The organism is Pseudomonas sp. UBA3149, from assembly GCF_002364655.1.
GTDB classification, from domain to species: Bacteria; Pseudomonadota; Gammaproteobacteria; order Pseudomonadales; family Pseudomonadaceae; genus Chryseomonas; species Chryseomonas luteola.
Genome location: NZ_DEYV01000030.1, coordinates 100,630 through 125,508, shown reverse-complemented (window position 1 = coordinate 125,508; position 24,879 = coordinate 100,630). Strand labels below are relative to the sequence as shown.

Annotated in this window: 27 protein-coding genes; 15 read left to right on the top strand and 12 right to left on the bottom strand. The window is 55.2% G+C overall.

From position 1 onward, the window contains the following. Window positions 1–30 precede the first annotated feature (30 nt). Both B3729_RS18610 and def read left to right on the top strand, forming a co-directional pair. Window positions 31–879 carry a CvfB family protein gene (locus B3729_RS18610; protein ID WP_074825433.1) on the top strand — a complete coding sequence of 283 codons (849 nt, stop codon included), beginning with the start codon at window positions 31–33 and terminating at the stop codon, window positions 877–879. A gap of 34 nt (window positions 880–913) precedes the next feature. Continuing rightward, on the top strand, window positions 914–1,453 hold the full coding sequence (def, locus tag B3729_RS18605; protein WP_010798074.1) for a peptide deformylase: 540 nt from the start codon (window positions 914–916) through the stop codon (window positions 1,451–1,453). 5 nt (window positions 1,454–1,458) lie between these two features. On the opposite strand, the gene B3729_RS18600 is transcribed toward def, so the two are convergent. Together B3729_RS18600 and B3729_RS18595 are read right to left on the bottom strand one after the other, a co-directional pair. Then, window positions 1,459–2,088 (bottom strand): DsbA family oxidoreductase, encoded by a 630-nt coding sequence (locus tag B3729_RS18600; RefSeq protein WP_010798075.1) that lies wholly within the window; start codon window positions 2,086–2,088, stop codon window positions 1,459–1,461. 46 nt (window positions 2,089–2,134) lie between these two features. Then, window positions 2,135–2,569, bottom strand: a complete 435-nt coding sequence (locus B3729_RS18595; protein ID WP_010798076.1) for an NUDIX hydrolase — start codon at window positions 2,567–2,569, stop codon at window positions 2,135–2,137. 319 nt (window positions 2,570–2,888) lie between these two features. On the opposite strand from B3729_RS18595, the gene B3729_RS18590 reads away from it, so the two are divergent. From B3729_RS18590 to B3729_RS18575, 4 genes are all read left to right on the top strand, one after another. Continuing rightward, window positions 2,889–3,803, top strand: a complete 915-nt coding sequence (locus B3729_RS18590; protein WP_010798077.1) for a hypothetical protein — start codon at window positions 2,889–2,891, stop codon at window positions 3,801–3,803. Window positions 3,804–3,805: 2 nt separating this feature from the next. Further along, window positions 3,806–4,243 carry a phage holin family protein gene (locus B3729_RS18585; protein WP_286788659.1) on the top strand — a complete coding sequence of 146 codons (438 nt, stop codon included), beginning with the start codon at window positions 3,806–3,808 and terminating at the stop codon, window positions 4,241–4,243. Beyond that, a complete protein-coding gene (locus B3729_RS18580) occupies window positions 4,240–5,133 on the top strand; it encodes a DUF3618 domain-containing protein (RefSeq protein WP_150347541.1) in 894 nt (297 codons plus the stop codon). The genes B3729_RS18585 and B3729_RS18580 overlap by 4 nt, the downstream gene beginning before the upstream one ends. A 352-nt stretch (window positions 5,134–5,485) precedes the next feature. After that, window positions 5,486–5,821 (top strand): hypothetical protein, encoded by a 336-nt coding sequence (locus B3729_RS18575; RefSeq protein ID WP_286788658.1) that lies wholly within the window; start codon window positions 5,486–5,488, stop codon window positions 5,819–5,821. On the opposite strand, the gene B3729_RS18570 is transcribed toward B3729_RS18575, so the two are convergent. Then, window positions 5,815–6,336 carry a hypothetical protein gene (locus B3729_RS18570; protein ID WP_100217730.1) on the bottom strand — a complete coding sequence of 174 codons (522 nt, stop codon included), beginning with the start codon at window positions 6,334–6,336 and terminating at the stop codon, window positions 5,815–5,817. The genes B3729_RS18575 and B3729_RS18570 overlap by 7 nt on opposite strands. Before the next feature lie 276 nt (window positions 6,337–6,612). On the opposite strand from B3729_RS18570, the gene galU reads away from it, so the two are divergent. Continuing rightward, window positions 6,613–7,443, top strand: coding sequence for a UTP--glucose-1-phosphate uridylyltransferase GalU (galU, locus tag B3729_RS18565; RefSeq protein WP_010798082.1), 831 nt, complete (start codon window positions 6,613–6,615; stop codon window positions 7,441–7,443). Between the two features lie 130 nt (window positions 7,444–7,573). After that, window positions 7,574–8,935, top strand: a complete 1,362-nt coding sequence (gene gorA / locus B3729_RS18560) for a glutathione-disulfide reductase (protein WP_286788657.1) — start codon at window positions 7,574–7,576, stop codon at window positions 8,933–8,935. Window positions 8,936–8,998: 63 nt separating this feature from the next. Here gorA and B3729_RS18555 read toward each other — a convergent pair whose 3' ends face one another. Beyond that, window positions 8,999–10,012, bottom strand: a complete 1,014-nt coding sequence (locus tag B3729_RS18555; RefSeq protein ID WP_286788656.1) for a bile acid:sodium symporter family protein — start codon at window positions 10,010–10,012, stop codon at window positions 8,999–9,001. Between the two features lie 83 nt (window positions 10,013–10,095). Here B3729_RS18555 and B3729_RS18550 point away from each other — a divergent pair, with 83 nt between their 5' ends. Further along, entirely contained in the window at window positions 10,096–10,887 is a 792-nt protein-coding gene (locus tag B3729_RS18550) for an AraC family transcriptional regulator (RefSeq protein WP_019365026.1), read from the top strand. 11 nt (window positions 10,888–10,898) lie between these two features. After that, window positions 10,899–11,525: a trimeric intracellular cation channel family protein gene (locus B3729_RS18545; RefSeq protein ID WP_286788655.1), complete on the top strand. Its 627-nt coding sequence runs from the start codon at window positions 10,899–10,901 to the stop codon at window positions 11,523–11,525. A 3-nt stretch (window positions 11,526–11,528) separates the two neighbouring features. Here B3729_RS18545 and B3729_RS18540 read toward each other — a convergent pair whose 3' ends face one another. The 3 genes from B3729_RS18540 to B3729_RS18530 form a co-directional block, all read right to left on the bottom strand. Continuing rightward, the gene (locus tag B3729_RS18540) at window positions 11,529–12,269 is read right to left on the bottom strand and encodes a PIG-L deacetylase family protein (RefSeq protein ID WP_010798087.1); all 741 of its coding nucleotides are present in this window, start codon (window positions 12,267–12,269) and stop codon (window positions 11,529–11,531) included. Window positions 12,270–12,360: 91 nt separating this feature from the next. Next, on the bottom strand, window positions 12,361–14,928 hold the full coding sequence (gene ligD / locus B3729_RS18535; protein WP_286788654.1) for a DNA ligase D: 2,568 nt from the start codon (window positions 14,926–14,928) through the stop codon (window positions 12,361–12,363). Between the two features lie 11 nt (window positions 14,929–14,939). After that, window positions 14,940–15,845, bottom strand: coding sequence for a Ku protein (locus tag B3729_RS18530; protein ID WP_286788653.1), 906 nt, complete (start codon window positions 15,843–15,845; stop codon window positions 14,940–14,942). A 185-nt stretch (window positions 15,846–16,030) separates the two neighbouring features. Here B3729_RS18530 and B3729_RS18525 point away from each other — a divergent pair, with 185 nt between their 5' ends. The 4 genes from B3729_RS18525 (at window position 16,031) to nadE (ending at window position 19,110) form a co-directional block, all read left to right on the top strand. Next, window positions 16,031–17,020 carry an XdhC family protein gene (locus B3729_RS18525; RefSeq protein ID WP_125889008.1) on the top strand — a complete coding sequence of 330 codons (990 nt, stop codon included), beginning with the start codon at window positions 16,031–16,033 and terminating at the stop codon, window positions 17,018–17,020. 1 nt (window position 17,021) lies between these two features. Further along, a complete protein-coding gene (locus B3729_RS18520) occupies window positions 17,022–17,684 on the top strand; it encodes a nucleotidyltransferase family protein (protein ID WP_286788652.1) in 663 nt (220 codons plus the stop codon). Window positions 17,685–17,768: 84 nt separating this feature from the next. Further along, window positions 17,769–18,272 (top strand): CinA family protein, encoded by a 504-nt coding sequence (locus B3729_RS18515; protein ID WP_010798092.1) that lies wholly within the window; start codon window positions 17,769–17,771, stop codon window positions 18,270–18,272. A gap of 4 nt (window positions 18,273–18,276) precedes the next feature. Beyond that, entirely contained in the window at window positions 18,277–19,110 is an 834-nt protein-coding gene (gene nadE, locus B3729_RS18510; RefSeq protein WP_286788651.1) for an ammonia-dependent NAD(+) synthetase, read from the top strand. Between the two features lie 52 nt (window positions 19,111–19,162). Here nadE and B3729_RS18505 read toward each other — a convergent pair whose 3' ends face one another. Both B3729_RS18505 and B3729_RS18500 read right to left on the bottom strand, forming a co-directional pair. Further along, entirely contained in the window at window positions 19,163–19,900 is a 738-nt protein-coding gene (locus B3729_RS18505) for a ferritin-like domain-containing protein (protein WP_286788650.1), read from the bottom strand. A gap of 9 nt (window positions 19,901–19,909) precedes the next feature. Next, window positions 19,910–21,076, bottom strand: a complete 1,167-nt coding sequence (locus B3729_RS18500) for a hypothetical protein (RefSeq protein ID WP_197870323.1) — start codon at window positions 21,074–21,076, stop codon at window positions 19,910–19,912. Window positions 21,077–21,633: 557 nt separating this feature from the next. On the opposite strand from B3729_RS18500, the gene B3729_RS18495 reads away from it, so the two are divergent. Then, window positions 21,634–22,140, top strand: coding sequence for a ferritin-like domain-containing protein (locus B3729_RS18495; RefSeq protein ID WP_010798096.1), 507 nt, complete (start codon window positions 21,634–21,636; stop codon window positions 22,138–22,140). A 53-nt stretch (window positions 22,141–22,193) separates the two neighbouring features. Here the strand turns inward: B3729_RS18495 and B3729_RS18490 are convergent, their stop codons facing one another. From B3729_RS18490 to B3729_RS18480, 3 genes are all read right to left on the bottom strand, one after another. Beyond that, window positions 22,194–23,177 (bottom strand): NAD(P)/FAD-dependent oxidoreductase, encoded by a 984-nt coding sequence (locus tag B3729_RS18490; RefSeq protein ID WP_233432143.1) that lies wholly within the window; start codon window positions 23,175–23,177, stop codon window positions 22,194–22,196. A gap of 126 nt (window positions 23,178–23,303) precedes the next feature. After that, entirely contained in the window at window positions 23,304–24,038 is a 735-nt protein-coding gene (locus tag B3729_RS18485; protein WP_286788649.1) for a DUF421 domain-containing protein, read from the bottom strand. Continuing rightward, a complete protein-coding gene (locus B3729_RS18480; RefSeq protein WP_233432144.1) occupies window positions 24,039–24,737 on the bottom strand; it encodes a DUF421 domain-containing protein in 699 nt (232 codons plus the stop codon). Window positions 24,738–24,879: the final 142 nt, after the last annotated feature.

Genomic DNA, 24,879 nt, shown 5'->3' with positions numbered 1-24,879 from the left:
ATGATAGTGGCTTCTCAATGAGGTACTAGCATGGCTTTAATCGGGCGTTTTAATAGTCTGCAAATTATCAAGCGGACGGACTTTGGCTTATATCTGGATGCCGAGCAGGACGGTGAAATCCTGTTGCCGAACCGCTATATCCCGAAGGATCAGCCCACCGAGGCGGGTGATTGGATCAATGTATTCGTTTATCTCGACAGTGAAGACCGGATCATTGCGACGACTCAAAAGCCCAAGGTTCAGGTAGGGCAGTTCGCCAGTCTGAAAGTGGTCGAGGTCAACCGTATCGGAATTTTTCTGGATTGGGGCCTACCCAAGGACCTGTTGCTCCCGCACTCCGAAGAAAAGCGCCCGTTGCAGGTTGGGGATTACTGCGTGGTCTATGTCTATATTGATCAGCGCACCCACCGAATTACCGCAACGGCGCGCCTGGATCGATACCTGGATACCGTACCGGCGTCTTACACAAGCGGTCAGGCAGTCGATCTGCTGGTGGCCGAACAAACGCCCATGGGCTTCAAGGCCATTATCGAAGGGAAGCATTGGGGACTCATTCATCAAAATGAGGTCTTCAAGTTTCTGCGTAGCGGTATGCAGGAAAAGGGCTTTATCAAGGAAGTGCGCCCCGATGGAAAGATCAGTCTTTCCCTGCAACCGTTGGGACGTCAGGCTGTCGATGCGCTGGGTCAGCAGATACTTGGGCTGGCAAAAGCCCGCAATGGCGTTCTCGAAGTCAGCGACAAAAGCTCGCCAGAACTGATCAGCAAGCTGTTCGGCGTCAGCAAGGGGACGTTCAAGAAGGCCATTGGCGGTTTGTACAAGCAGGGGCTGATCGTTATATACGACGACAGGATCGAATTACCTGAGACGGACGATTGATAGCCGCCTCACCTGAACATTGACGGAGGCAGAAATGATTCGTGAACTGGTGAGAATGGGTGATGAGCGCTTGTTGCGCATCGCCAAACCTGTGCCGGCATCCATGATTGGCAGCCAGGAGCTGGATGCGCTGGTGGCGGATATGTTCGAGACTATGGAACAAGCTGGTGGTGTGGGTTTGGCTGCTCCGCAGATCGGTGTGGATCTGCAGTTGTTCGTAATGGGCTTCGACAGCAGCGAACGCTACCCGGATGCACCTGCAGTGCCCCAAACCGTTGTTATCAATCCTGTGATAACGCCGTTGTCACAAGAGATGGAGGAGGGGTGGGAAGGCTGCCTTTCCATCCCCGGCCTGCGCGGTGTCGTTGATCGGTATGCCCGTATCCGTTACAAGGCAGTGGACGCGAGAGGCGAAACGATTGATCGGATCGCTGAAGGTTTTCATGCGCGCGTGGTGCAGCACGAATACGATCATTTGATCGGGCGGCTCTACCCGTCGCGTATCACTGACTTTTCCCGGTTCGGATTCACGGATGTCCTCTTTCCGGAAACCTCACCGGCAGCTCAACGCTAGCAGGCTCAGCGTTGAGTCGTGAGCGTCTCGATTGCCCGTGTGAGACGCTCATAGTCCACCGCGCCGCTAAGCTGGGTTGCTTCTTCGTAGGCTTGGCCTTCCAGACGGATTAGTAAAGTGGGCACCGCTGTAATACCCAGTGTCTGGGCCAGCGCTTCATCGTCGAGCACGCTCTGGGTATGACGATTTTCTTCAAGCGCCACACCTAATTCGAATGTATCGATGCCCTGCAGGTTTGCAATATCCAGCAGGATGTCGTCACGACCGATGTCGCGCCCTTGTTCAAAAAAGGCCTTGAATATCCCTTGATGCATGGCATCGAACTGTCCAGATTGCCGGGCATGTTCAGCTACTTCCAGTGCTCGTCGGCTACGGGGTTGCACGGGAGGCAGGCGCAATGTCAATCCCCGTTCTTCCGCCATGGGATATACCGCTCGCGCCCATGTGCTGCGTAAGTAATGGCTATCCGGGATAAGGGTTGGGATGGGGTCTGGTCTCAACTCGAAGGCATGCCATGTAACGGTCAGCCTGTCGCCATAATGCGCCTTCAGCTGATCGAGCAGCGGCAATTCCAGATAACAGAATGGGCAGACGTAATCGCTCCAGACGTCGATGTGGATAGGCAGTGTGCTCATAGGACTCTCCTTTGCAGGAACGACAGGCGTAGACTCTTGACTCTCGTTATGCCTGTCGGTTCGCAGGGGAAAAGCCCGTATTCCGCTGCAATAGCGGTAGAACGTGTTCAGACAGCAGGGGCGCCAGAGCAACCTCATAAGGTGGTGCCAGCGGTATCCAGGCCAGCGCCTCAAGCTCCGCCGCTACAGCCAGCGAGGGTGTATCTACATAAGCCATGAAAAGCTCTGCCTCGATCATGGTGTCTGGCTCGTTGGCAGCGGGCGCCTGGAAGAGGCCGAGCGGCTGGCAGGTCTCGGTATCCAGCAGCAGATTCAATTCTTCCTGAATCTCTCGTGCAAGTGCTTCGAGACCGCTTTCGCCTGCCTCCAGTTTGCCGCCAGGCAACATGAAGAATCGGGTATGTCGTTTACGTACCACGAGTAATTCGTTTGCCGGGTTGAGCAGGCAAGCGGCGGCAATCTTTAGGCGAGTAATAGGCATGACACATCCTTGTCTTGGAAGAGGGCCGCTATTGTCCGCACCTTGGTCAGTACTGACCAGCCCTATGTGCAGCTGGGGTATGAGGAATTGATGCGAAAACCAGAGGTAATCGATTTTTCCAACATTTCACAAAAAAACCTTTAAAGGCGGCGTATACCGATGCCGGTTATCGTGAATAGCGCTACTTGACAAAATCGAAACGAACTCCTCCGTGCCGCTGAAGTCACCTTATTAACGCGCAGTTTTATGTCTTTTGAGTCACCGCTGCGCTTACCAGCCGCTATTGTGCGGAAAAACGTAAAAATGGTGGGACCAAGCTATGACATCACCCTACGAGAGTAATACTCGAGAAAGCCAGCAGCAGAGTATGCCGTCTGCCCAAGAACAGGCCGAAGCCATGAAAGATAAGGCCCGGAGTGTGGCGGACAATGCAATGGTGCAAGGTAAAGGTCAGATTGATCGTTACAGCGACAAAGCCGCCAATGAAATCGAAACCGTCGCTAACAGTTTCAAAGCGGCAGCGTCGGAGCTGAGCGACCAGGATCGTGCCGGTCTCTCAGGCTATGTCTCCGATATCGCCCAAAGCATGGCCGGGCTAGCTGATACGCTACGTGGCAAAAGCGCTGATGAGTTGATCCAGGAAGCAGGCCGACTGGCCCGTGAAAACCCGGCACTCTTTTTGACCAGCAGCATCGCTATTGGCTTCGGACTGTCTCGCTTCGCCAAGGCCAGCAGCCGCAAAGCCAATACCTCCGGCATGGAGATGTCGTCCTCGAACACCAGCGGCTCCGGAGTAGGTTCCGATCTGTCCTCCGGTTCGTCCTATACCGCTCGGGCAGGTGCAACGGGTGAAACCATGACCACACCGCCAACGCTGGGCGAGAGCGACAAGGAAACATCCTGTCGTGTAATGGGCTCTAGTGCGGCCATGGGAACCACATCTTCGGTTAACCATGCCGGTATGGGTGGCTTTGAGCATTCAGATGGCACGCGTACCATCGATCCGGCATCCCAGACCAGCACACCTGTTATCGCCGAACAGGAAAGCACCTATCAAAACAGTACCTCCCAGTTGCCTAAAGGCGATACCACGGCCACTACCTCAATTGTCCGTCCAGTGCCTACATCCGACTTGGGCGATACCCCACCCTATGGTTCCCCCGCGCTTGATCCTGATCGTGCATCAACCACAGCGCTAGGCAATACCAAGAAGGACACTAACGGAGGTCTGTAATCATGAAAGAACAACCGAACCTACGTGATGCTACCTATCAAGAAGAGACTGGCATCGATTCAAATTCAACCTCGATTGCAGGTCTGGTGCGTCAGCTGACACGCGAAGTGCCTTCTCTGTTTACCAAGGAATTAGCACTAGCCAAGGCTGAGATTACCGAAGCCTTGAATACTACCAAGGCTGCCACAATCAGCATGGCATCAGGCGGTATTGTTTTGATGGCCGGTTTTATCATGCTGCTGCTTTCAGCCGTTCTTGGACTGAGCCAGGTCATGGCGCCCTGGTTGGCCGCCCTGATCGTGGGCGGTGTGGTGTGCATAGTGGGTCTGGTAATGGTATCTGCGGGCAAGAAGAAACTTGACCCTGCGGCGTTCAAGCCAGAGCGAACCGTTAATAGCATGCAGAAAGATAAAGAAGCCGTGAAGGGGAAAGTAGCATGAGCACCGATACCCATAGCCGACTAGACGCTGAATCGCAAAAAGATCCTGCGACTCTTGAGCGTGAAATCGATCAGCAGCGTGACAGTATCAACGATATCGTGAATGCGCTGGAAAGCCGCCTTTCTCCCGGCGAGTTGCTTGACAAGGCAATGACCTATGCCAAGGGCAATGGAGGCGAATTTATCAATAACCTAGGCTCGACCATTAAGGCGAACCCAGTGCCGACACTGCTTACCTCGGTTGGGCTCATGTGGATGATGATGGGCCAGAATCGCAGTCAGCCCTATACCAATGCAGGCATGTCCTCCACAGGCATGTCCTCTACAGGCACGTCCTCCACTGGTATCGTCGATTCGCTAAGGGACAAAGCTTCAGGCCTGAGCGACACATTACACGACAAGGCCAACAGTATGTCCGGCGCGGTACATGACAAGACAGACAGTATGAGAACGCAAACTCAGGGCTTTAAGGACAAGGCTGCGGACATGCGCAGCAGCACGTCTGACTCCATGAGTTCAGCCCGTCAGACTGTAAGCGAAAAAGCTCAGACTGCATCCGAAACCATGCGTAACCAGACGGCCAAGGCCAAAAGTGGTTTCCAGTATATGCTGGAAGAGCAGCCGTTGGCGCTGGGTGCCATTGGGATTGCAGTAGGTGCGCTACTTGGAGCGACCTTGCCTGCAACCGAGCGTGAAAATCGCTTGATGGGCAAGACCAGTGATCGGATCACTGACAAAGTGAAGATGAAAGCCGAGCAGGGTTATGCCAAGGCAACTGAAGTAGGGCAGGATCTGGCTGATCAGGCGACAAATCGTGTTAAAGAAGAAGCCGATCACATGTCTTCCAAGCATCAGGAACAAGAGCCACAGCGCGCATCACGCTCCATGTGATATGTGCTTTCCCGCTAGCGGCCTGCGCTCGGTAGGCCGCTAGAATTTCTCTAGCTTTTGATTGGATTCTCCTGAGTCGTATCGGGTATGGCGGCCTCTAACGGAGGCACGAACGTGCAATCGATATCTCACGATCCACTTTTCCCCGTATCCCTTTCTTTTTTCGTCTATAGAAAGCCTTTGTTGGGACTTTATTGAGTCCTGCCAGAATACTCTGCCTACGAACGCCGTCCTGGCTTCACACGCCCTACCCGGCACCACCGAAAAGCTGAAAAGGTGTGCGACGGGACCAATGGTTTGAAACAGGCTCTCTCGTAGAGGTCTTAATGTGGAGGAGGGGCAGGAGATCGAAATGAGCGTATTTAAAATAGCAATGTGCGGGCTTGGGCTGGCATTGGCGTTGGCTGCCAATACAGGTATTGCAGACGAGTTTGATAGACGTGCGATACCCCGAACCTATATAAGCCCCGGAGCGTCCGGGAGCATCGAGACGCAGCAGCGTAGCCAGCACTATAATTTATACGGTGGCCAGGCTGTCCCGCGTGGAACGGTTCGGGAGTACCGCTCTCATTCCAGCGGACTGTATGAACAGCGAGGCTCGATTCGCCAGAGCACGGAATACCCTGGCGGAATCGAAATTGAACGGACGCCGGGCTCTACAACCAACCGGCTTGAACGTCGTCAGTGAGTCATGGCCGCTGTTTCGGAAGGCTTGTCACTGCTCAGACGCTCCACCAATACCAATGCCTTCTCGAAAGAAGGATAGCCGCTCTTGGCAACGTCAAGATCGCTGTAGCTGTCCTTGTAGGTTTCCGCTCGAATAGGGTCTGCTTCAGTTACCAGGTAAGGCTTGGAATAGACCTGATAGAGCATTGCATAGGCCAGCGGATACTCTTTCTTGGCTGAGGTTTCCAGCAGGGACAGCACGTCATCTGCTTGCGGGCCTTGCTTGATCATCACCAGCGCCTTGTAGAACTCGATCTCGCCGGTGCCTTCTTCAGCTTTGTCGGTTTGCATCGAGGCGCGATTGAGCAAGGCGTCAGCCAGTTTGAGTTCATCTTCCCCTCCCGATACTACAAGCATCTTTGCCTGGAGGAGGTCATTCTGGGTGAGCAGATGCAGTTCTTCCTGAGTAAGTTGAGGGGATTTACTGGCGCAGCCTACCAGCAATGCGGTAGCGAAAAGAGGAATCCATTTTTTCATAATAGATCGTTTGATCCCTTGTCTAGCCATCTGAAGCAGCTTGTCTTCGACGGTGGTGGTGCCAACGAGTTCACTACTCATCATATCTCGTCTGCGGAAAAGCGCTTTATAATCGAACCGCTGGGCGCTTTCGTGGTCGGATCTCCCAACGCTCGGGGTCGAGCGCTTTTAGACGTCCATTTAATCGGTCACTGAGAGCCTCATGCTGAGCATTGTAACCCGATGAACGGCTGTTTAGACTGCCATAGTATTGCTCCCACAGATCAAAGGACGCCCATGATCACCAAATGTCTGTTCCCGGCCGCCGGCTACGGCACTCGCTTTCTTCCAGCAACCAAAGCGATGCCGAAGGAAATGCTGCCCATCGTGAACAAGCCCCTGGTCCAGTACGCCGTTGAAGAGGCACTCGACGCTGGGCTCAAGCAAATTGCTATGGTCACCGGGCGTGGCAAGCGCTCTCTGGAAGACCATTTCGATATCAGCTACGAGCTGGAAAGCCAGATCAAGAACACCGCGAAGGAAAAGTACCTGACCGGGATTCGCCGCCTGATCGACGAATGCTCCTTCTCTTATACCCGTCAGATCGAAATGAAAGGTCTGGGTCATGCCATCTTGACTGGCCGTCCTCTGATCGGTGACGAGCCGTTCGCCGTTGTGCTGGCGGACGACCTGTGCCTGAACCTCGAAGGCGATGGCGTTCTGAAGCAGATGGTCAAGCTGTACAACCAGTTCCGCTGCTCCATCGTGGCTATCCAGGAAGTACCTGCGAACGAAACACACAAGTACGGTGTGATCTCGGGCGAAATGATCCGCGATGACATCTACCGTGTGAACAACATGGTTGAGAAGCCCAAGCCGGAAGATGCACCTTCCAATCTGGCGATCATTGGCCGTTACATCCTGACGCCTGATATTTTCGACCTGATCGAGCAGACCGAGCCGGGCAAGGGCGGTGAAATCCAGATTACTGATGCCCTGATGAAGCAGGCTCAGGACGGTTGTGTTCTGGCTTACAAGTTCAAAGGTCAGCGTTTCGACTGTGGTAGTGCGGAAGGCTTCGTTGAAGCAACCAACTTCTGCTTCGAGAACGTCTACAAGGAGCTCTGATCTCCTCGTTAGCCTGTGTTTGACAGAAGCCACCTTAGGGTGGCTTCTGTCGTTTAAGGCAACAGTATTTTCGTCAGCAGCGATGCAGGTGCGTTAAGCTGGTGAGCAGTTAAGCCGATCAGGATTCGTCATGACATACGATTTTGACCTTTTTATCATCGGTGCGGGGTCGGGCGGTGTTCGTGCAGCGCGTTTTTCCGCCGATTTTGGTGCTCGCGTGGCCGTAGCGGAAAGCCGCTACCTGGGTGGCACCTGCGTAAACGTCGGCTGTATGCCGAAAAAGTATTTCGTCTATGGGGCTTCGTTCCATGACGAGTTCAGGCAGTCGCGCAGTTATGGCTGGAAGGTCGAGGAACAGGGGTTCGATTGGCAGAATCTGCTAGCCAATAAAGACCATGAGATTCGTCGACTGAACGGCATCTATCGTGCACTGCTCATCAACAGCGGGGTGACACTGCTGGAAGACCATGCGCGAATCATTGATGCGCATACTGTCGAAGTGACGGGCAAGCGCTACACCACCGAGCGAATCCTCATCGCTACAGGCGGTTGGCCCTCAGTGCCCGAGTTGCCTGGTCGTGAACACATCATTACGTCCAATGAAGCCTTTTATCTGGATAAGCTGCCCGAGCGAATGATAATCGTGGGTGGCGGTTATATCGCGATCGAATTTGCATCGATCTTTCACGGCTTGGGCGTGAAGGCGACTCTCATGTACCGCAAGGAGTTATTCCTGCGCGGGTTTGATGATTGCGTACGGGTGCATCTGCGGGATGAATTGCTCAAGCGAGGCCACGATCTGCAATTCAATGCGGAAATTGCCCGTATCGACAAGCAGAGCGATGGCAGTTTGAAGGTTACGCTCAAGGATGGCCGTGTTCAGGAAACTGACTGCGTGTTCTATGCGACAGGCCGTCGCCCCATGCTGGATAACTTGGGCCTGGAAAACGTTGGCGTCGAGCTCGATGAACGTGGCTTTGTGAAGGTGGATGAAACCTTCCAGACCACGGAGCCCTCAGTGTATGCGATTGGGGATATCATTGGCCGTGTGCAGCTGACGCCTGTTGCCCTGGCAGAGGCCATGACCTTGGCCCGCAGCCTGTACAAGCCTGAAAGTTACAAGCCACTTGATTACAACCTCATCGCTAGCGCGGTTTACAGCTTGCCTAACGTCGGAACGGTAGGACTGAGTGAAGAGCAGGCCCGTGAAAAGGGCTACACGCTCAGGATTTTCCAGACGACCTTCAAGCCTACCAAGCTCAGCCTGACCAATGAGACGGAGCGTACGCTCATGAAGCTGGTTGTAGACGCTGAGACTGATAAGGTGCTGGGTTGCCATATGGTCGGGCCCGATGCTCCCGAGCAGATCCAGTGTCTGGCAGTGGCTCTCAAGGCCGGTGCAACCAAAAGCTGCTTTGATGACACTATCGGTATTCACCCGACAGCAGCAGAAGAGTGGGTGACCATGCGCTCCCCAGTGAGAGAAGACTGATTTACGTAATACATAAAAAAGGCCGGTAGTGACCGGCCTTTTTTATAGGTTAAGCAAAAGAATTCAGTGCGCCTTGGCTACCTTGGTTTCACTGGCGGTTGTCTCTTCACGCCGCCCGTAGCGCTGTGCCAATACCGCACACACCATCAGCTGGATCTGATGAAACAGCATGATGGGTAGCAGAATGGCACCCATGCTGCTGCCAGCGAATAACACCTTGGCCATCGGCACGCCAGTCGCCAGACTCTTCTTGGAGCCGCAGAACACTACTGCGATCTCATCTTCTTTATTAAAGCCCAACAGGCGCGACGTATAGCGGGTAATCAGCAGCGCCAGGGTGAGGATTACCGAGCAGACTGCAGCAAGGCCCAGCAAAGCGGTCAGTGGAATGGATGACCAGAGGCCTTCAAGAATGGCAGCGCTGAACGCAGTATAGACAACAAGCAGAATGGAGCCCTGATCGACAAACTTGAGGCTGGACTTGTGTTTGTCGACCCATCCGCCAATCCAGCGGCGCAGGATTTGACCCGCAATAAAGGGAACCAGAAGCTGAAGGAAAATCTTGGTAATGGCATCTAGGGTGGACATCCCATTGGTGTCTCCACTGCTTTGCGTGTCCAGCAGCAGGCTTACCAGTAGCGGCGTCAGGAACACACCAATCAGGCTGGACGCCGAGGCACTGCACACGGCGGCAGGCACGTTGCCGCGGCCCATTGAAACAAAGGCGATGGAGGACTGTACGGTTGCCGGTAGGGCACACATATACAGTACGCCCATGTAAAGCTCAGACGTGACAAGGGGCGAAAGCAGCGGCTTGAGCGCCCAGCCCAGTAGCGGGAATAACAGGAAGGTGCAGCAGAAGATCAGGAGATGAAGGCGCCAGTGGGTAACGCCCGCTACAATGGCCTCGCGTGACAGCTTGGCGCCATGCAGGAAAAACAACAGGCCAATGGCGATGTTGGTGATCACATTGAGTACCCCGGCAGCGGTTCCGCTACAGGGAAAGATGCTAGCCAACGTGACGGTTGCTATCAGGTACAACGTAAAGTTGTCGGGTAAAAAGCGTGGACGAGCCATTCACATCTCTCGAACAGTTGTTGAGTCTGACTTCGCAGTCTACTGTGGTGTGATTATTCCGACTAACGTCAAAAAGGCTTTCAATGTCGCCTAACGGACAATCCGCTGAGTTACGCCGGCAGATTCCTTCTCTCAAAGCGCTGCCTCGCCCGGTTTATGCCCGGGCCGAGTCGCTGGCACGTGGCTCTTGGACGCCTTGGCATAGTCATCCGTGGGCGCAGCTCTCCTATGCCATCAAGGGGGTGCTTTCGGTGCACACTCGCGCGGGTAGTTTTGTCGCACCTCCTCAGCGGGCCGTGTGGATTCCGGCGGGGCTGGAGCATGAGGTGCGCTCTTCAGCCGAGGCTGAAATGCGCAGCCTCTACCTAGGACCGCAGCTATTGCCGAACCGGGGGGCCGAGTGTCGGGTACTGAGCGTCAGTTTACTGTTGCGTGAACTGATACGAACGTTCACAACCTTTCCCGTCGAGTACGATGAAGAGGGTAGTGAAGGACGCCTGGTCGAGGTGCTGATCGATCAACTGGCAATCGCGCCTCATATGGCGTTGTCGCTGCCATTACCAGCAGATGCTCGACTGCGCCGATTGTGTGAACACTTGCAGCAAGCGCCGGATGATCAGCGCACCTTGGCGGAGTGGGCATTACTGCTGGGGGCTTCCGAAAAAACCCTGAGTAGACATTTTCAGCGGGAAACCGGTCTTACCTTCAGAGCCTGGCGGCAGAAGCTGCGTCTGCTAAGCGCACTGACCCTGCTTGAGCGGGGCGACAGTGTCACGGCGGTAGCTTTGAGTTGCGGCTATGATTCGCCGTCAGCCTTTATCGCTGCGTTTCGAGCGCAGTTCGGAACAACGCCGGGTGACTTCTTTACCCTCTGATGGAGCCCTCGATGGTTTCGCTGTTTTATCTGTGCGATCTATTTGGCGTTGCCGTTTTCGCTATTACCGGCGCCCTGATGGCCGGGCGCAAAGCAATGGATCTGTTTGGTGTTCTGGTAGTGGCCCTGGTAACTGCACTGGGTGGCGGAACCCTGCGAGACGTGATTCTGGGGTTGCATCCGGTAAGCTGGATACGGGACGACACCTACATTGCAGTGGTTGTCTTTGCCACTTTAGGTACGGTGCTGTGGGTACGTCTGACGCGACCGATACCGGAAAAAGCGCTTCTGATCGCCGATGCATTTGGTCTGGCAGTGTTTACCGTGATCGGAACGGAAGTCGCCCTGCGTCAGCAGGTACCTTTAAGCACAGCCGTCATCATGGGTGTCATGACCGGTGTGGCTGGTGGTGTCATCCGAGACATTATCTGCAATGACATTCCACTGATCTTTCATAAGGAGATCTACGCTACACCCTGTATTCTCGGCTCGCTGGTATACATCGGGCTGAGCCGCCTGGCGCTGCCGGCAGAGCTGGTCACAGGCGTTGGGATGCTAGTGGTGCTTCTTATTCGCCTTGCCGCGATCCGTTGGCATTTCGCCTTGCCTCGCATGCAGTTGCTTGACCGTAACCGGTAGTGCTCAAACCAGAAAGATCTCCCAGGGCCGAAACAGGCGCGACAATACATGGGATGGCAGGATAGGCTCCGGCGCCGGGCCGTTGGCTGTGTTGAACGCCTCGACAGCATAACGCTTAGCGGCAAGACTGGACTCATCCAGCGGTAGCCGTCGGGCACGCTCCCAGGGAAAGCGATCATCACCCGGACGGAGCCATTGCCATGCCCAAAGCGGGACTTCAATACAGCGAGCCCCTGTGACTACACAGGCAAAGCTGGCGGCACGGCCTGTCGCTTCGTGATCGGCATGACCATCCTCGCGCCAGGCGGTGAACACCGTATCGGTCGACTTGATGAGTGCCGCCAGTTGTTCGCTAAGCCGTTGTTCTTCATTGCTGGCGATGCCGTCGGAAAAGTCCAGCCGGCAGATGTCTACGGACTCCAGGCACAGCCGTCGGCTGGCTTCACGACTTTCCGGCAGGGTAGGTACATGGAAAACCGGTTGGCTGCCCAGCCCTTGCTTGTATTCACCCCGCGTTACGCTGACTAAAAGAACTTTGCGCCCCAGCTCGGCAAGCTGAGCCAGCAAGCCGCCACAGCCCAGAATTTCGTCATCCGAATGGGGCGCGATGATTACGGCCCGTCGACCTGGCGGGACCAAATGATTGGCATCGACTTCCGGAATTCCGGCAAATCGGGGCCAGGCGGCCCACTCCTGCGCAGAGGCGCTTTTTTCCTCCAGGGTGCGGGTATTGAGCGTCGTCATATCGCTGTTCCTCGTGCGAGGCCACTACCTCGCATAATGCCGAACTGATATTGGGCGCTTTTGAGGCACATCAACAGTACAGGCGAATCATTTACTCCATACCTAACGTTTTTCGCTGCGCAGCGGTAATCCTCTGGCGCACGATTGCGTAATCTGCCCAAGGATCATCTTGCCGATGATCCAAATGGTCGAACAGCGTTTCCAGTGTCCACTGGTCGCCTCGTTCAAGTGTTTTCAGCTCCTCACGGCGTATAGGGACCGATACGCCCAGACCCGGGCGTGCCCGTAGCGAATAGGCCGATACCGTGGTAGCACCTTCGCGATTGCGCAGGTAATCGATAAAGATCTTGCCGACTCTGTTCTGCGCGCCCATCTTGGCGGAGAAGCGCTCTGGAATAACCGCCGCCATATGCTGAGCAATGGCCTGTGCAAAGTCTTTCACGCTATCCCAGTCATCTCTGCGTTCCAGAGGAACAACAATGTGCAGGCCCTTGCCGCCACTGGTCTTGATAAAGGCTTTGAAGCCCAGCTCATCCAGCAGGGTCAGCAACAGCTCAGTTGCCTCCAGCATCTGTTTCCAGGGCAGTTTGGGATCAGGATCAAGATCAAAGATCATGCGATCCGGTTTACCGATCTGGTCAGCCCTGGCGTTCCACGTGTGCAGTTCTACCGTGCCCATCTGTGCAGCACCCAGCAGTGCTTCAAGGCTGTCAATCACCATAAGCGGTGCATGGCCTGGATCCAGAGCCGGGTCCAATTCGCGGATATGCGGGATTGCCAGGGTTTGCTTGTGCTTCTGGAATATCTGTTCGCCCTTGATGCCTTCAGGAGTCCGTACCAAGGCAACCGGCCGGTTTTTTAGGTGCGGCAACATCCATGGCGCAATACGCTCGTAGTACTCTGCGACGTCTAGCTTGGTGGTTTTTGAAGACGGATCGATAACGCGCTCTGGGTGGCTGATGCGCACGCCTGCGACTTCAGCACCCTCTTTTTTCGTTGAGGCTAACGCTTTCTTTGGCGCAAGGGACGAAGCCTTACGCGGGACGACCTGCGCCTGTTCAAGCCCAATATCCTGAGCCGGCTTGTCTTGCCGCAACCCATGGAAAACACCCTGGCGTACAATTCCGTCGTTGGTGATGGCGGCAAACGCTACTTCACACAGTAATTCCGGCTTGAGCCACGTAACGCCGCGGGCTTGAGCACCCCGAGGCGGGTTCTTAAAGGGGGAGGTGTCAGTTGTGTAGGGCTGCATATGCTCATGGAGTGCAGCCAGGCTTTCCCGGGTAAATCCCGTTCCGATCTTTCCTGCAAAGCGTAGTGAGCCGTCCTTGTCATGCAGGCCGATCAGCAGCGCGCCAAAATGACTTCTTGCTCCCTGGGGTTGGGTATAGCCGCCAATGACGAACTCCTGCCGGCGCTTGCACTTAAGCTTGATCCAGTCGTTGCTGCGCCTGGAGGTATACAGGCTGCCGGCACGTTTTCCAATGACACCTTCCAGGCCAATGGCGCAGGCACTTTCCAGTATCTTGTCGGCGGGTACGTCGAAGGCTTCCGAATAACGTATGACGTCAGACTGGATGGTATCCAGTACGGCTTTGAGAGCACGACGACGTTCTTCGAGTGGGTAACTACGCAGGTCCGTACCGTTACAGAACGGCATATCGAACAGGTAGTAGAGGATGGTGGTGTTTCGGCCGGTATCGAAAGCGTTTTGCAGGGCCTGGAAGTCAGAGACGCCATTGTCGTCGAGTACGATAATTTCGCCATCAAGCCAACCATTATCCAGGCCAAGTGCTGAGAGAGCCTTTGCCTGTTCTGGCAGACGATGGGTCCAATCCTTGCCGTTGCGTGTGATAAAGCTGACCTTGCCATCATCAATACGGGTCAACAGGCGATACCCGTCAAACTTGATTTCATAGAGCCAATCGCCTGCCGGGGGCGCGTCGACCAGCGTGGCCAGTTGGGCTTCGACCATTTCAGGCAGTGCCAAAGGCGCAGCGGAAGATGTTGCCTTTGCCGCCGTGGTACGGGCCCGCCTGGGTTTTGCTGGCTCCGCTGCCTTGGCAACAGGCGTCGCTGTCTTACCCAGTCGCGGTAATGTCTTCTCGCTCAGTACGCTGTCAGGTAGAGCCTCGGTTACGTCATATTCGCTATGAGGTTTGGCGTCAGCGTCTTTTTCTTTGATCAGCAGCCACTGCTCTTTTTTGCCGTTGCCATGCAGGCGCGTGCGCACCAGCGTCCAGTTGCCCTTGAGCTTTTCGCCTTGCAGCTCGAACTTGAGCTTGCCCGCCGCATAATCGGTAGCTGCATCGCCATGGGGTATCCAAATGCCATGATCCCAGACGATGACGTCACCACCGCCGTATTCGCCTTCTGGAATACTGCCCTCAAAGGTGCCGTATTCGATCGGATGATCTTCAACGTGAACAGCCAGGCGCTTTTCCTTGGGGTCATAGCTGGGACCTTTAGGAATGGCCCAGCTCTTCAAGGTGTCGTCCAGCTCCAAACGAAAGTCATAATGCAGCCGGCGTGCATCATGTTTCTGAATGACGAACTGTAGCGCTTCGGGCGAGGTGCGCGCGTGGGGCGCATTGCCTTCAGGCTCTGCAGTCACCTTGAAGTTTCGCTTACGGGAGTACTCGCTCAACGGGTTAGCCATGGCCGGGTTCCTTATTTGGCTGCTTTACGGCCTTTGGGTGAGGCGGTACCTGACGAGCGTCGGGTGGTGCTGGTGCGCTTTGGCTTTGCCTTGGCGGGTTGGGCTTTTTCGTCGTCGTTCTCGGGCGGCGTGCGTGTGCCTCTCAGGCTACGTTTGAGCAGCTCGGTAAGGTCAATGACATCGGCTGTACGTTTGGGTGCTTCCTGTTCAGGCGCTTCAAGCGTTTCGAGCTTGCCCTCACGCACCTTGCGCTCAACCAACTTCATGACGTTGTCTTCGAAGGTGTCATGGTATTGCTCCGGACCCCACGACTCGGTCATGTCTTCAACCAGGCGCTCGGCCATGTCGATCTCGCGCTTGGACACCTTGGCGTCCAGGTCTTCAAGACCCACGTCCTCGGCTGAGCGAACCTCGTTGGCCCAGCGCAAGGTGTTGAGCACGAGCGTATCGCCCAAGGGCATGATTACAGCAAGGTGCTGCTTGGTGTGCATCACGACGTTGGCTACGCCAACTTTGCCGGTGCGTTTGAGTGTCTCTCGCAAAAGGATGTATACCTTCTCGCTGTGTTTTTCAGGAGATAGAAAATAGGGCTTTTCGAAGTGCAGGATGGAAATCTCGCTGGCCTCGACAAATGCCAGAATATCGATCGTCTGGGTGGCTTCCGGCAGGGCGTTGTGAATCTCCTCGTCGCTAAGCACGACATACTCGCCTTTTTCGTGCTCGATACCTTTGACGATGTTTTCCCGCGAGACCTCTTTGCCCGTATTCTTGTTGACGCGCTTGTAGCCCACCGGGTCCATGCTGCGCTTGTCCAGCCAGTCGAAATCGATTCCATGGCTGGAAGTGGCGGATACCAGGGAAACCGGAATATTGACCAGTCCAAAACTGACGGCGCCTTTCCAAATCGAGCGTGGCATACCGGTTACCTCCAGGTGTGTGCTTTCCAGTTTTGAGTTGACCGCTGCGTCCGAGGTTCCAAAGCGCCATGACGGACGGGGAACCAGATACGTTTCAAAGGCTCTACCCGTGACTGTCGAGGCAAAGCGCGCCTGCTATACACTGGCAGCGCATGGCCTCCTGGCTTACCGATTGAGTGAATTGAATGGATAGTGTGGATTCGAGCGTGTTGCGCAGCGCCTTGGCTTGGCGTCGGGAAGGGCATCGCGTTGTGTTGTTTACGGTGGTTCAGACCTGGGGAAGCTCCCCGCGTCCACCGGGTGCCATGTTGGCTCTGCGGGACGATGGTCGTGCTGCCGGCTCGGTTTCTGGTGGCTGCATCGAAGATGATCTGATTGCACGCATGCATGATGGCCGGATTCCCGAAACTGGAATAGAACTCATCACCTACGGTGTGACGCAGGAGGAGGCCGCTCGGTTCGGGCTTCCCTGTGGCGGAACGCTGCGTTTGGTGCAGGAGCCTTTAGGTGATCCACAGTGGATTGCCGATCTACTGAGCCGCTGTGACAATCACGAGCTGGTGGCCCGGCAGCTTGAACTTGGCACCGGAGCCGTTCAGTTATTTCCGGCGCAGGCGGACGACGCCTTGCATTTGGATGGGCAGACCTTGCGTGTCGTTTATGGCCCGCGTTGGCGATTGCTGTTGATTGGCGCAGGTCAGCTGTCCCGCTACGTTTCCGAAATGGCTCACATGCTGGATTTCGACGTGTTGATCTGCGATCCGCGGCAGGAATTCAACCACGGCTGGGAGACTTCAAAGGCGCGTTTCGTCCCGGGTATGCCAGACGATGCGGTGCTTTCCATTGTTCCTGATGAGCGGACGGCGATCGTGGCGCTGACTCACGATCCGCGTCTGGATGACATGGCGCTTCTGACTGCGCTCAAGTCCTCGGCCTTCTATGTCGGCGCGCTGGGCTCGTTGGGTAACAGTCGCAAGCGTCGGGAACGCTTGGCCTTGTTTGATTTGAGCGAGGATGAAATCGATCGCTTGCACGGCCCTATTGGCCTGCATATTGGTAGCCATACGCCGGCCGAGATTGCTGTTTCACTGCTGGCCGAAGTGGTCGCTGTAAAAAATGGTGTTGCGCTGACACAAAAGAAACAGCCCAAGCCTGTTGTCGATCAAGTGGCCTGACGTGGCTGATTCGCTATGCGTGATCGTGATGGCGGCCGGGCAGGGCAGTCGCTTTCGCGCCCAGGCCGGGACTGACAAGCTGCTGGCCAGGTATGAAACTGGGGTAGGCGAGTCGACCCGCGTGCTTCAGCAAACCTTGCGCAATCTCAAGGGTATCGGGCAGCGGCGGGTGGTCGTGACCCGACCGGATAATGGAGAGGTGGCGGCACTCGCCAGACGCGAAGGTTTTGACATACTGGCCGTACAAACCCAGGGGATGGGCGAAACACTGGCGCAGGCGATTGCGGCCGAGCCAAATCATCGGGGCTGGTTGATCGCCTTGGGTGACATGCCATTTGTACAGCCGGAGACGTTCCGCCAGATAGCCGAGGCGGTGTCAGAGGACGTAATTGCCGTGCCGTTCTGCCCTTTAAAGAACAGCGTTTCACAAGCATCCAGTAATTCTCCAGATGGCACTCCTGAGGCTGGTAACCCGGTGGCCGGCATTCCGGTGGCCGGCAATCCGGTGGCGTTTGGCCGTCGTTACTTCAAGGCGTTGTGTGCGCTCACGGGCGACCGTGGCGGGCGAGGGCTGTTTGGGCAAGGTGAGCTACGCTGGGTAGAGTGCAGTGATCCTGGCATCTATCGTGACGTGGATGTGCCTGACGATTTGAAGCGCACCTGACGGTACGTATGCTCTTTCCAATCGAACTTGCGCGGCGGCTGCCTTTCATAACGGAAATGCGCACTTCGTTTCGTGGGAGCATCCATGAGGTCAGATATCCAACCGGTTCTCGATTATTTGAAAGAGTACGACATGCTGCTGGTGACAGCCGAGTCCTGCACGGCAGGGCGGGTCATTCACCTGCTGTCTGAAATTCCAGGCAGCGGATCCTGTCTTGATGCCGGTTATGTCGTTTATTCTCCTGCTGCCAAGCAGCGTTTGCTGGGTGTTCACCCGTACACGATCGATACGTTCAACCTGACGAGTGAAGAGGTGGCGCGGGAAATGGCCATCGGTGCCCTGCACGACAGTGATGCGGCGGTCGCCATCTCTAACACGGGGCTTGCAGGCCCGGATGGAGTAGATGGAATACCTCCTGGCACCGTATGCTTTGGTTGGGGCTTTCGTTATCAGGGCGAGCTGGTCGTTTTTTCCCGAACCGAACGGTTCTTTGGTGGCCGGGAAGACGTGCAGTTGGCAGCAGCCGTCTACAGTTTGACGAATATTCCATTATTCCATGCACGATTATTACGCGGAGAGAGAGGCTAAACGCATGTCAGACGATTACGAATCCATTCAGCGTGACATTATCAAGGCACTCGAAATACCCACCGAATTCGATGCCCAGCGTGAGGCCGAGCTGCGTACCAAATTTCTCAAGGACTACCTGATCAAGACCGGCATGGAGGCGTATGTGCTGGGTATCAGCGGAGGGGTAGATTCCTCGACTGCAGGTCGTCTCGCCCAGTTGGCCGTCGAGCAGGCTCGTAGTGAAGGTCACAACGCCCGCTTCATTGCCATGCGGCTGCCCTATGGTGTGCAGAAGGATGAAGAGGATGCCCAGCGCGCATTGGGCTTCATTCAGGCGGACGAAGTGCTGACCGTGAATATCAAGCCGGCTACCGACGGGATGCTGCAGGGCTTGCAGGACAGCAAACTGGCCTTTCGTGATGAAGGGCAGCAGGATTTCGTCATGGGCAATGTCAAGGCGCGTCAGCGTATGATTGCCCAGTATGCGGTGGCGGGGGCCCGCAAGGGGCTGGTCATCGGGACTGACCATGGTGCTGAAGCACTGATGGGGTTCTACACGAAGTTTGGCGACGGTGCCTGCGACCTGACTCCGCTGCATGGGTTGAACAAGCGCCGTGTACGCATGATTTGCGAATACCTGGGTGCGCCTGACAATCTTGTGCACAAGGTGCCCACGGCGGATCTGGAATCACTGTCGCCCGGTAAGCCGGACGAAGAGGCGTTTGGCATTAGCTACGCCGAAATCGATGATTTCCTTGAAGGCAAGAAGGTCAGTGACCATGCCTATCAGGTTATTTTCAAATACTACAGCGGTTCGCATCACAAGCGAGCCCTACCTGTCACGCCGTATTCCTGAGACCAAACAAAAGGCCCGCATCATGCGGGCCTTTTGCCAAGGCAATACCCAATCAGCTGAGCTGGGCCTTGAGTTCGTCACGCAACATCGTCTTGATCTTGATGAGGTGCTCTTCCTCATGGCGCATGGGCACTTCGAAGCTGGAAGCAATATTGGGATGGTTCGCCTGGCGAGCCAGCTCGATCAGCAACTCCCATGCAGCATTGTCTGTCAGCTCGATGGTCAGCATGGCATTGAGGCATTGCGCCATGTTGGTTCTGGGGTCTGTCAGTACCTGGATAATTCCTTGAGCCATGGTGCCAGAGACATGGGCGCAGGGCGTCATGGCAGTAGGGTCCGCACCCAGTGTTTCGATGGACTCCCGTAGCAGCTGCATGTGCTCGGCTTCCTGCTGCTGGATAGTCCTGAGCGTTTCCAGAAGCTCCGGGCGGGCATCGGGTGCTGCGGCGACCTTGGCAATGAAGGCTTCATACAGACGAACCCCGGTGCGCTCGTAGGCCAGGCGCTCGCCCAGCTTGTCGAGAAGCAATTCAGGGTTTTTACCCATCATTTTGTCCAGGCCGGTTTTCAGTACGCCTTTCACCGAGCCAGGTGGAGGAACGGAGCCGACCTGCTCATCAATAGCTTCATGCTCACGAATGAACTTGACGCGCTCCTCAGTAATGCGCGAGGCATCGCCTGGGGGGATATCGTGACGGAACTGCTCAGTGGCCTCAATTTGTCTTTTGGTGTCCTCGGGGGACATTTGTGCGCCGGTGCGATTCAACCCCATGGGTGCAGAAGTAGTCATGGCGAGTCCTCAAGGTTTACGGAAGAGTTCGGTACCGGGTGTCCAGATATAACCTGCCGAGGCCATATCCGAAGGGATACCTTCTGAGTTCAGGTGGTTGCGGTAATCCTGAGAAGCCCTGTCTTCCTGCTCTTTTGGTACGTAATGGATGCCGTGGGCGCGCAGGTCGATTTCTTTCGAAAGGGTCTCGCGTACAAAATCGCGGTTGCGCTTCAAGGGGCGCATTTTGGGCAGCTCACCAACCAGCACTTCAGCCGGATCGCGACGCTCGTATTTCTTGAACAGGTCACAGGCAAATTCCAGGTGGCCCAGTTCGTAATCCAGGAAGCGCTCCCACAGGGCCTTGATGCGCGGGTTCTCTTCCTGTTCGGCACAGCTCGCGTAGGCATACACTTCCATCGCCTCATGAACCAGCCACTTTTCCATGAAGGTTTCGCTGGCATCCATTAGGGACTCATATTGGGTCACATGCTGCTCTTCAACCGAAGCGATTTCCGCATACAGCGCGCGTGCAACCGGATCGGCAAACGTGTTGCCGATATTCATGTAATAATCGTGAGTCTGGTATTCCGAGCTGGTAATCATCGCCGCATGGATCTTAGTGATCAGCTGCGCGGTAGTTTTGTCATAGCTGTCGCGTAAATCGTCACTGGGGTTCCGGTGGTGCTGGCTGGTCGGACGCCCCGGAATGATGTCCGTGTACCCTTGCAGAATATTGTTCGGATCTTTGCCCTCCAGTCGGTCATACATGGCCGAGTAGCGATACAGGTGATCGAAGTCTTCCAGAAGTCCGAAGCGGTATGACTGTGCCTGGTAGGGGTCAGGCTCGTTCTGGGCGACTGCCGCCGTAACTTCAATAGCCACCTGCTCGTAGGCAATGGTCGTTTCCAGCGGGGAGTGGTCACCGGAGATCAGCCAGTTGATGGCGGTAGCCTGATGGTGCTCTACGCGGCGGATATGGGCCAGATGAGGTTGCAGCTCCTTGTGGAATCGCGCGCCGATATGCTTGAGTCGAAGGGCCTCGGTTTCAATGCCATTCATGAGAATGATGCGGATGCGAGTCGTAGCATCATCATCCAGTTTGCTGATCGGTCGAGTGGCCATTTCACGCCAGGTAAACCGCTGCTTATCCAGCGGCGTGCCTTTCATATCCAGAAGTCCAGCAAATGTATCCATCTTGTCCCCCAGGTTTAATCGCTTCGGGAGAGGGTTAATTCCCTTTATCGCCTCGTCAGTAATAGTCACGGTTGCACACAATAGTGGCACCTGAGGATGGACTCTTGAGGCGTCATAGCATTCCTCTTGCCACAAAATAACTGACCAGTGGAATGTACTTTGAGGAAACTTTATTTTTAGATCTGATTAGTCCACTTATGACTAAAGAGTCGACTAGGCTGTTGTATAAATCTTGTATAAATTCAAGTCGTCTCGCTATAGACATATGGCGCTTCATTGCTAACAGAGCGCTCTAGAATGGGATTTGAAGGTATTATGTCTGTGGGTATGTATTTTTCAGCCGGTCGTAATGCGATGGTTGGCGAGAACTTTGTGAGAAGGGCAGTTGACTAAACAGAAGTGGATAGCGAAGAAACTAAGGCGTTGTGCATTACTTAATACAAGAGTTGTAAAACTTTAAGTAATAACAGCCGCTTATGTATTTCGGATTTAGCCGCTTAAGTTGGAAAGTTCGCTTCGCTTAACTAACTTCTACCCTGACCAAAAGGTGAAGAGACATGACTACTCGTCAAGAACATTTGATCGACTGGCTCAAAGATGCCCATGGTATGGAACAGCAGGCAGACAAAATGCTGAAGGGCCAGCTGGAACGTCTTGAGAATTATCCTAAGCTCTCCGCCCGTATTCAGCAGCACATCGAAGAAACCCAGTCCCAGCTTCAGTTGATCGAAGGCTGCCTGACTCGTCTGGGTACCAGCCCCTCTACCATGAAGGACTTTACCGGTAAGTTCATGGCCATGGGCCAGGCAATGGGCGGCATGTTCATGACTGACGAAGTGGTCAAGGGGTCCATGGCCAGTTATGTCTTTGAGAACGTCGAGATCGCCATGTACACCGTGCTGATCTCTGCCGCCGAAGCGGCTGGCGATCTGGAAACCAAGCGGGTATGTGAGCAAATCCTGCCACAGGAAATTGCCATGGCCGAGTGGGTGAGAGAGCATCTTCCGGAAGTCACCATGGCGTTCATGGCGCGCTCCGAAGCCGGTGAAACTGCCAAGAAGTAAGTATCCTGTTGTATCGAGGGCCAACCATACGGCTGGCCCTTTTTGTTGCATGCTTACTGTGTCGGGGCCGCGTTCCGCGCTGTCCAGGGATTGGTCTCAAGACTGTTGTGAATGGCCGTCGAGCAGAGTGCGGCGTGGCCGGTCGCTACGCTGATCTGCTTGAGTGATTTGACGACATCGCCTGCCGCATACAGGCCTGGAATGGAAGTACGCAGGTGTTCATCAACAATTAATGCTCCCGTATCGTCGGCTTCGGCGCCCAGGCGTATGGCCAGCTCGGAACGGACTCTAGAACCTAAAGACGGGTAAACGATGTCGAACCGATGAATCTCGCCCTTGCAGGTCCTGAGTTCTACCTGCTGGTCTTCCAGCAGGCGGATGCCTTCAACGCGATCACTGATCAGGCGAATGTCATAATGTTCGGCCAGAGCAAACGCTTCCTCACAGGCCTTTGGCTCTCCGTGTATGACAACGGTCACCCGATTCGTAAACGTGCGCAGGAATACAGCGTGTGAGATGGCGCATTCTGCCTCGCCATACACCGCCACATTATCACCATTGATCTCGTAGCCATCACAGATCGAGCACAGGCGCACGGAAGATGCTGCAATGGCCTCGTACACACTAGGCATATCGGGCAATTCATCCTGTATACCGGTGGCCAGCAATACACGACGGGTCAACACGCTCTGGCCATTGAAGAACACTTCGAAACCTTCCGGGCGCTGCTGGATGTCATCGACTCGGGCATTTTCAAAACGAGCACCATAGGTCGTTGCCTGCTCCCGCAAACGCTCCAGCAGACCTTTGCCCGAAATGCCGGGTGGAAAACCGGGATAGTTATGAGAGAGGGGAATCAAGGCGGCACGACTGGCACCGTCGTCGACGATCAGCGTCTTGCGGTGAAAGCGTGCCAGGTAGATGGCAGCTGTAAGGCCCGCTGGCCCTGCGCCCACAATAACGCAATCCAGCTCATCGGCTGCGCTGGTACCTGTAATGGATTCAGGTTGGTCAAATATCTGCTCATAATCTTTCATGATGGGGAGGCCCTGTTGCGTATGGTTAAGATCACACCCAGTAGGGCTGTCGACCACCTATGAGAAATAGAAGGCTGCGCACGTTTGAAGTTCTCTACAATTGCTATTGTCTGGCGTGCGGTAGGGTTACTCCGACGCTTTCTGATTGTCTTCTTTCTCCTGCATCTTTACCCCTAGACGCCTCACAGCGGGTAGCCATTCCTTGTTGCCGCAGCAGTCGCACTCCTGATCTTCAGGCGCAGGGTTGCACTCCGTTACGTGACCGCATCGTGAGCAGGCATAGTGGCTATTGACCTGGATACGCTCACTCATCTCATCGTCTGGCGTTGGCAGCAGCCAGAGTCCATAGTGCGGCGTACGGTATTTGATCAGGCTGAAGTGGCCGGATGACTCCAGGTAGACACGCCGAACCTCGCCCAGATGCTGGATGTTCTGCGCGCGCAGTTCGGAGTGAATACGCTCGGGTGAGAGGCGGGCCTTGACCATGTTGTCGATGACCAGACGGCCATCTTTGACGAGAATGGTTGAGTCCCCCTGGGTCGCCACTTCTACCGAGCGTCTCTTGAACGACAGAAACGACAGGCCTCGCTGAAAGACCAGAGCCGTCAGCAAGAGGACAGCAGCAGGCAGGATGCCTTTTTCCGGTGTCTGCAGGGGCACACCAATCGCCGCACCCAGCGTAATCATGACGGCCAGTTCCGAGATGCTGAGCTGAGCGGCGACACGGCGGCCCATCATGCGCATCATCATGAGCAGAAGCAGGTAGATCACGCCGGTACGCAGCACCACCTCGATCATGAAAGGCCACTGTGTTTCGCCCAGCAAAATACGGTGCCAATCCCAGGATGTAACGTTCAGCATTCAGTCCTCCAGCTCTACAGCGGCTGGCATCCAGCGCTCAGCCTTGCAGTATTCGCAGGCACATTGCGGTTCTTGCTGAGTCTTGAGTGTGTACCCGCAGCTCGTACAGGAAAAATGGTCCCGGCTGGCTACTGCTTCCCGCAACTCGGTGTCGATCTCCGGAATAATAGAAAGCCCAGGGCAGGGCTGGTCAGTCAGTACAATGGAAATGGAGCCGGAAGGCTCGATATAGACGCGGCTGAGCTGGCCCAAGTGCTGAATGTTGCGCATGCGCAGTAGTGCAAAGATTTTTTCCCGAGACAGGACAGTCTTTCGCAAGACCTCCAGTTCCAGTCGCCCATTGGTGATGGCAGTCATCACACTGCCCGAGACGGCATGGTTTACCTTGGGATGGCGCATGGTCAGACGCGCAGTTACTCGCTGAAAGATGATGACGCCTGCCATGATGATCAGAGGCGGCAACATGCCGCGCTCCTGCGCTTGCAGCGGTACACCAATTGCACCGGCCAGGGTAACGACCACGGAGAGTTCGAAGAGCGTATATTGGGAAGCCACGCGCCGCCCGAGGAGCCGCATGGCCATCATGATCAGAACATAGGTTAGCCCAGCCCGGATAACCACTTCTATCAGGAACGTCCAAGGTGTTTCGCCGATGAGAATGCGGTGCCAGTCTGCCAGGGAAAATTGCTTAGCTTGCATAACGGCCTCAACATCAATACGCCATGTTTGAAGCAGGGAAGGGCAAATCGGTTCGCTTGTTCCGACGAGGCGATAATCCTTTGATCGGTTAATGACCGTTTGTCGAGACGGGCATGACGCGCTTAAGGCACAAAACTGTAAA

Bases quoted from the DNA above. Each gene is read 5' to 3' on its own strand.
- B3729_RS18610 (WP_074825433.1), top strand. From the start codon at position 31: ATGGCTTTAATCGGGCGTTTTAATAGTCTGCAAATTATCAAGCGGACG.
- def (WP_010798074.1), top strand. From the start codon at position 914: ATGATTCGTGAACTGGTGAGAATGGGTGATGAGCGCTTGTTGCGCATC.
- B3729_RS18600 (WP_010798075.1), bottom strand. From the start codon at position 2,088: ATGAGCACACTGCCTATCCACATCGACGTCTGGAGCGATTACGTCTGC.
- B3729_RS18595 (WP_010798076.1), bottom strand. From the start codon at position 2,569: ATGCCTATTACTCGCCTAAAGATTGCCGCCGCTTGCCTGCTCAACCCG.
- B3729_RS18590 (WP_010798077.1), top strand. From the start codon at position 2,889: ATGACATCACCCTACGAGAGTAATACTCGAGAAAGCCAGCAGCAGAGT.
- B3729_RS18585 (WP_286788659.1), top strand. From the start codon at position 3,806: ATGAAAGAACAACCGAACCTACGTGATGCTACCTATCAAGAAGAGACT.
- B3729_RS18580 (WP_150347541.1), top strand. From the start codon at position 4,240: ATGAGCACCGATACCCATAGCCGACTAGACGCTGAATCGCAAAAAGAT.
- B3729_RS18575 (WP_286788658.1), top strand. From the start codon at position 5,486: ATGAGCGTATTTAAAATAGCAATGTGCGGGCTTGGGCTGGCATTGGCG.
- B3729_RS18570 (WP_100217730.1), bottom strand. From the start codon at position 6,336: ATGAAAAAATGGATTCCTCTTTTCGCTACCGCATTGCTGGTAGGCTGC.
- galU (WP_010798082.1), top strand. From the start codon at position 6,613: ATGATCACCAAATGTCTGTTCCCGGCCGCCGGCTACGGCACTCGCTTT.
- gorA (WP_286788657.1), top strand. From the start codon at position 7,574: ATGACATACGATTTTGACCTTTTTATCATCGGTGCGGGGTCGGGCGGT.
- B3729_RS18555 (WP_286788656.1), bottom strand. From the start codon at position 10,012: ATGGCTCGTCCACGCTTTTTACCCGACAACTTTACGTTGTACCTGATA.
- B3729_RS18550 (WP_019365026.1), top strand. From the start codon at position 10,096: ATGTCGCCTAACGGACAATCCGCTGAGTTACGCCGGCAGATTCCTTCT.
- B3729_RS18545 (WP_286788655.1), top strand. From the start codon at position 10,899: ATGGTTTCGCTGTTTTATCTGTGCGATCTATTTGGCGTTGCCGTTTTC.
- B3729_RS18540 (WP_010798087.1), bottom strand. From the start codon at position 12,269: ATGACGACGCTCAATACCCGCACCCTGGAGGAAAAAAGCGCCTCTGCG.
- ligD (WP_286788654.1), bottom strand. From the start codon at position 14,928: ATGGCTAACCCGTTGAGCGAGTACTCCCGTAAGCGAAACTTCAAGGTG.
- B3729_RS18530 (WP_286788653.1), bottom strand. From the start codon at position 15,845: ATGCCACGCTCGATTTGGAAAGGCGCCGTCAGTTTTGGACTGGTCAAT.
- B3729_RS18525 (WP_125889008.1), top strand. From the start codon at position 16,031: ATGGATAGTGTGGATTCGAGCGTGTTGCGCAGCGCCTTGGCTTGGCGT.
- B3729_RS18515 (WP_010798092.1), top strand. From the start codon at position 17,769: ATGAGGTCAGATATCCAACCGGTTCTCGATTATTTGAAAGAGTACGAC.
- nadE (WP_286788651.1), top strand. From the start codon at position 18,277: ATGTCAGACGATTACGAATCCATTCAGCGTGACATTATCAAGGCACTC.
- B3729_RS18505 (WP_286788650.1), bottom strand. From the start codon at position 19,900: ATGACTACTTCTGCACCCATGGGGTTGAATCGCACCGGCGCACAAATG.
- B3729_RS18500 (WP_197870323.1), bottom strand. From the start codon at position 21,076: ATGGATACATTTGCTGGACTTCTGGATATGAAAGGCACGCCGCTGGAT.
- B3729_RS18495 (WP_010798096.1), top strand. From the start codon at position 21,634: ATGACTACTCGTCAAGAACATTTGATCGACTGGCTCAAAGATGCCCAT.
- B3729_RS18490 (WP_233432143.1), bottom strand. From the start codon at position 23,177: ATGAAAGATTATGAGCAGATATTTGACCAACCTGAATCCATTACAGGT.
- B3729_RS18485 (WP_286788649.1), bottom strand. From the start codon at position 24,038: ATGCTGAACGTTACATCCTGGGATTGGCACCGTATTTTGCTGGGCGAA.
- B3729_RS18480 (WP_233432144.1), bottom strand. From the start codon at position 24,737: ATGCAAGCTAAGCAATTTTCCCTGGCAGACTGGCACCGCATTCTCATC.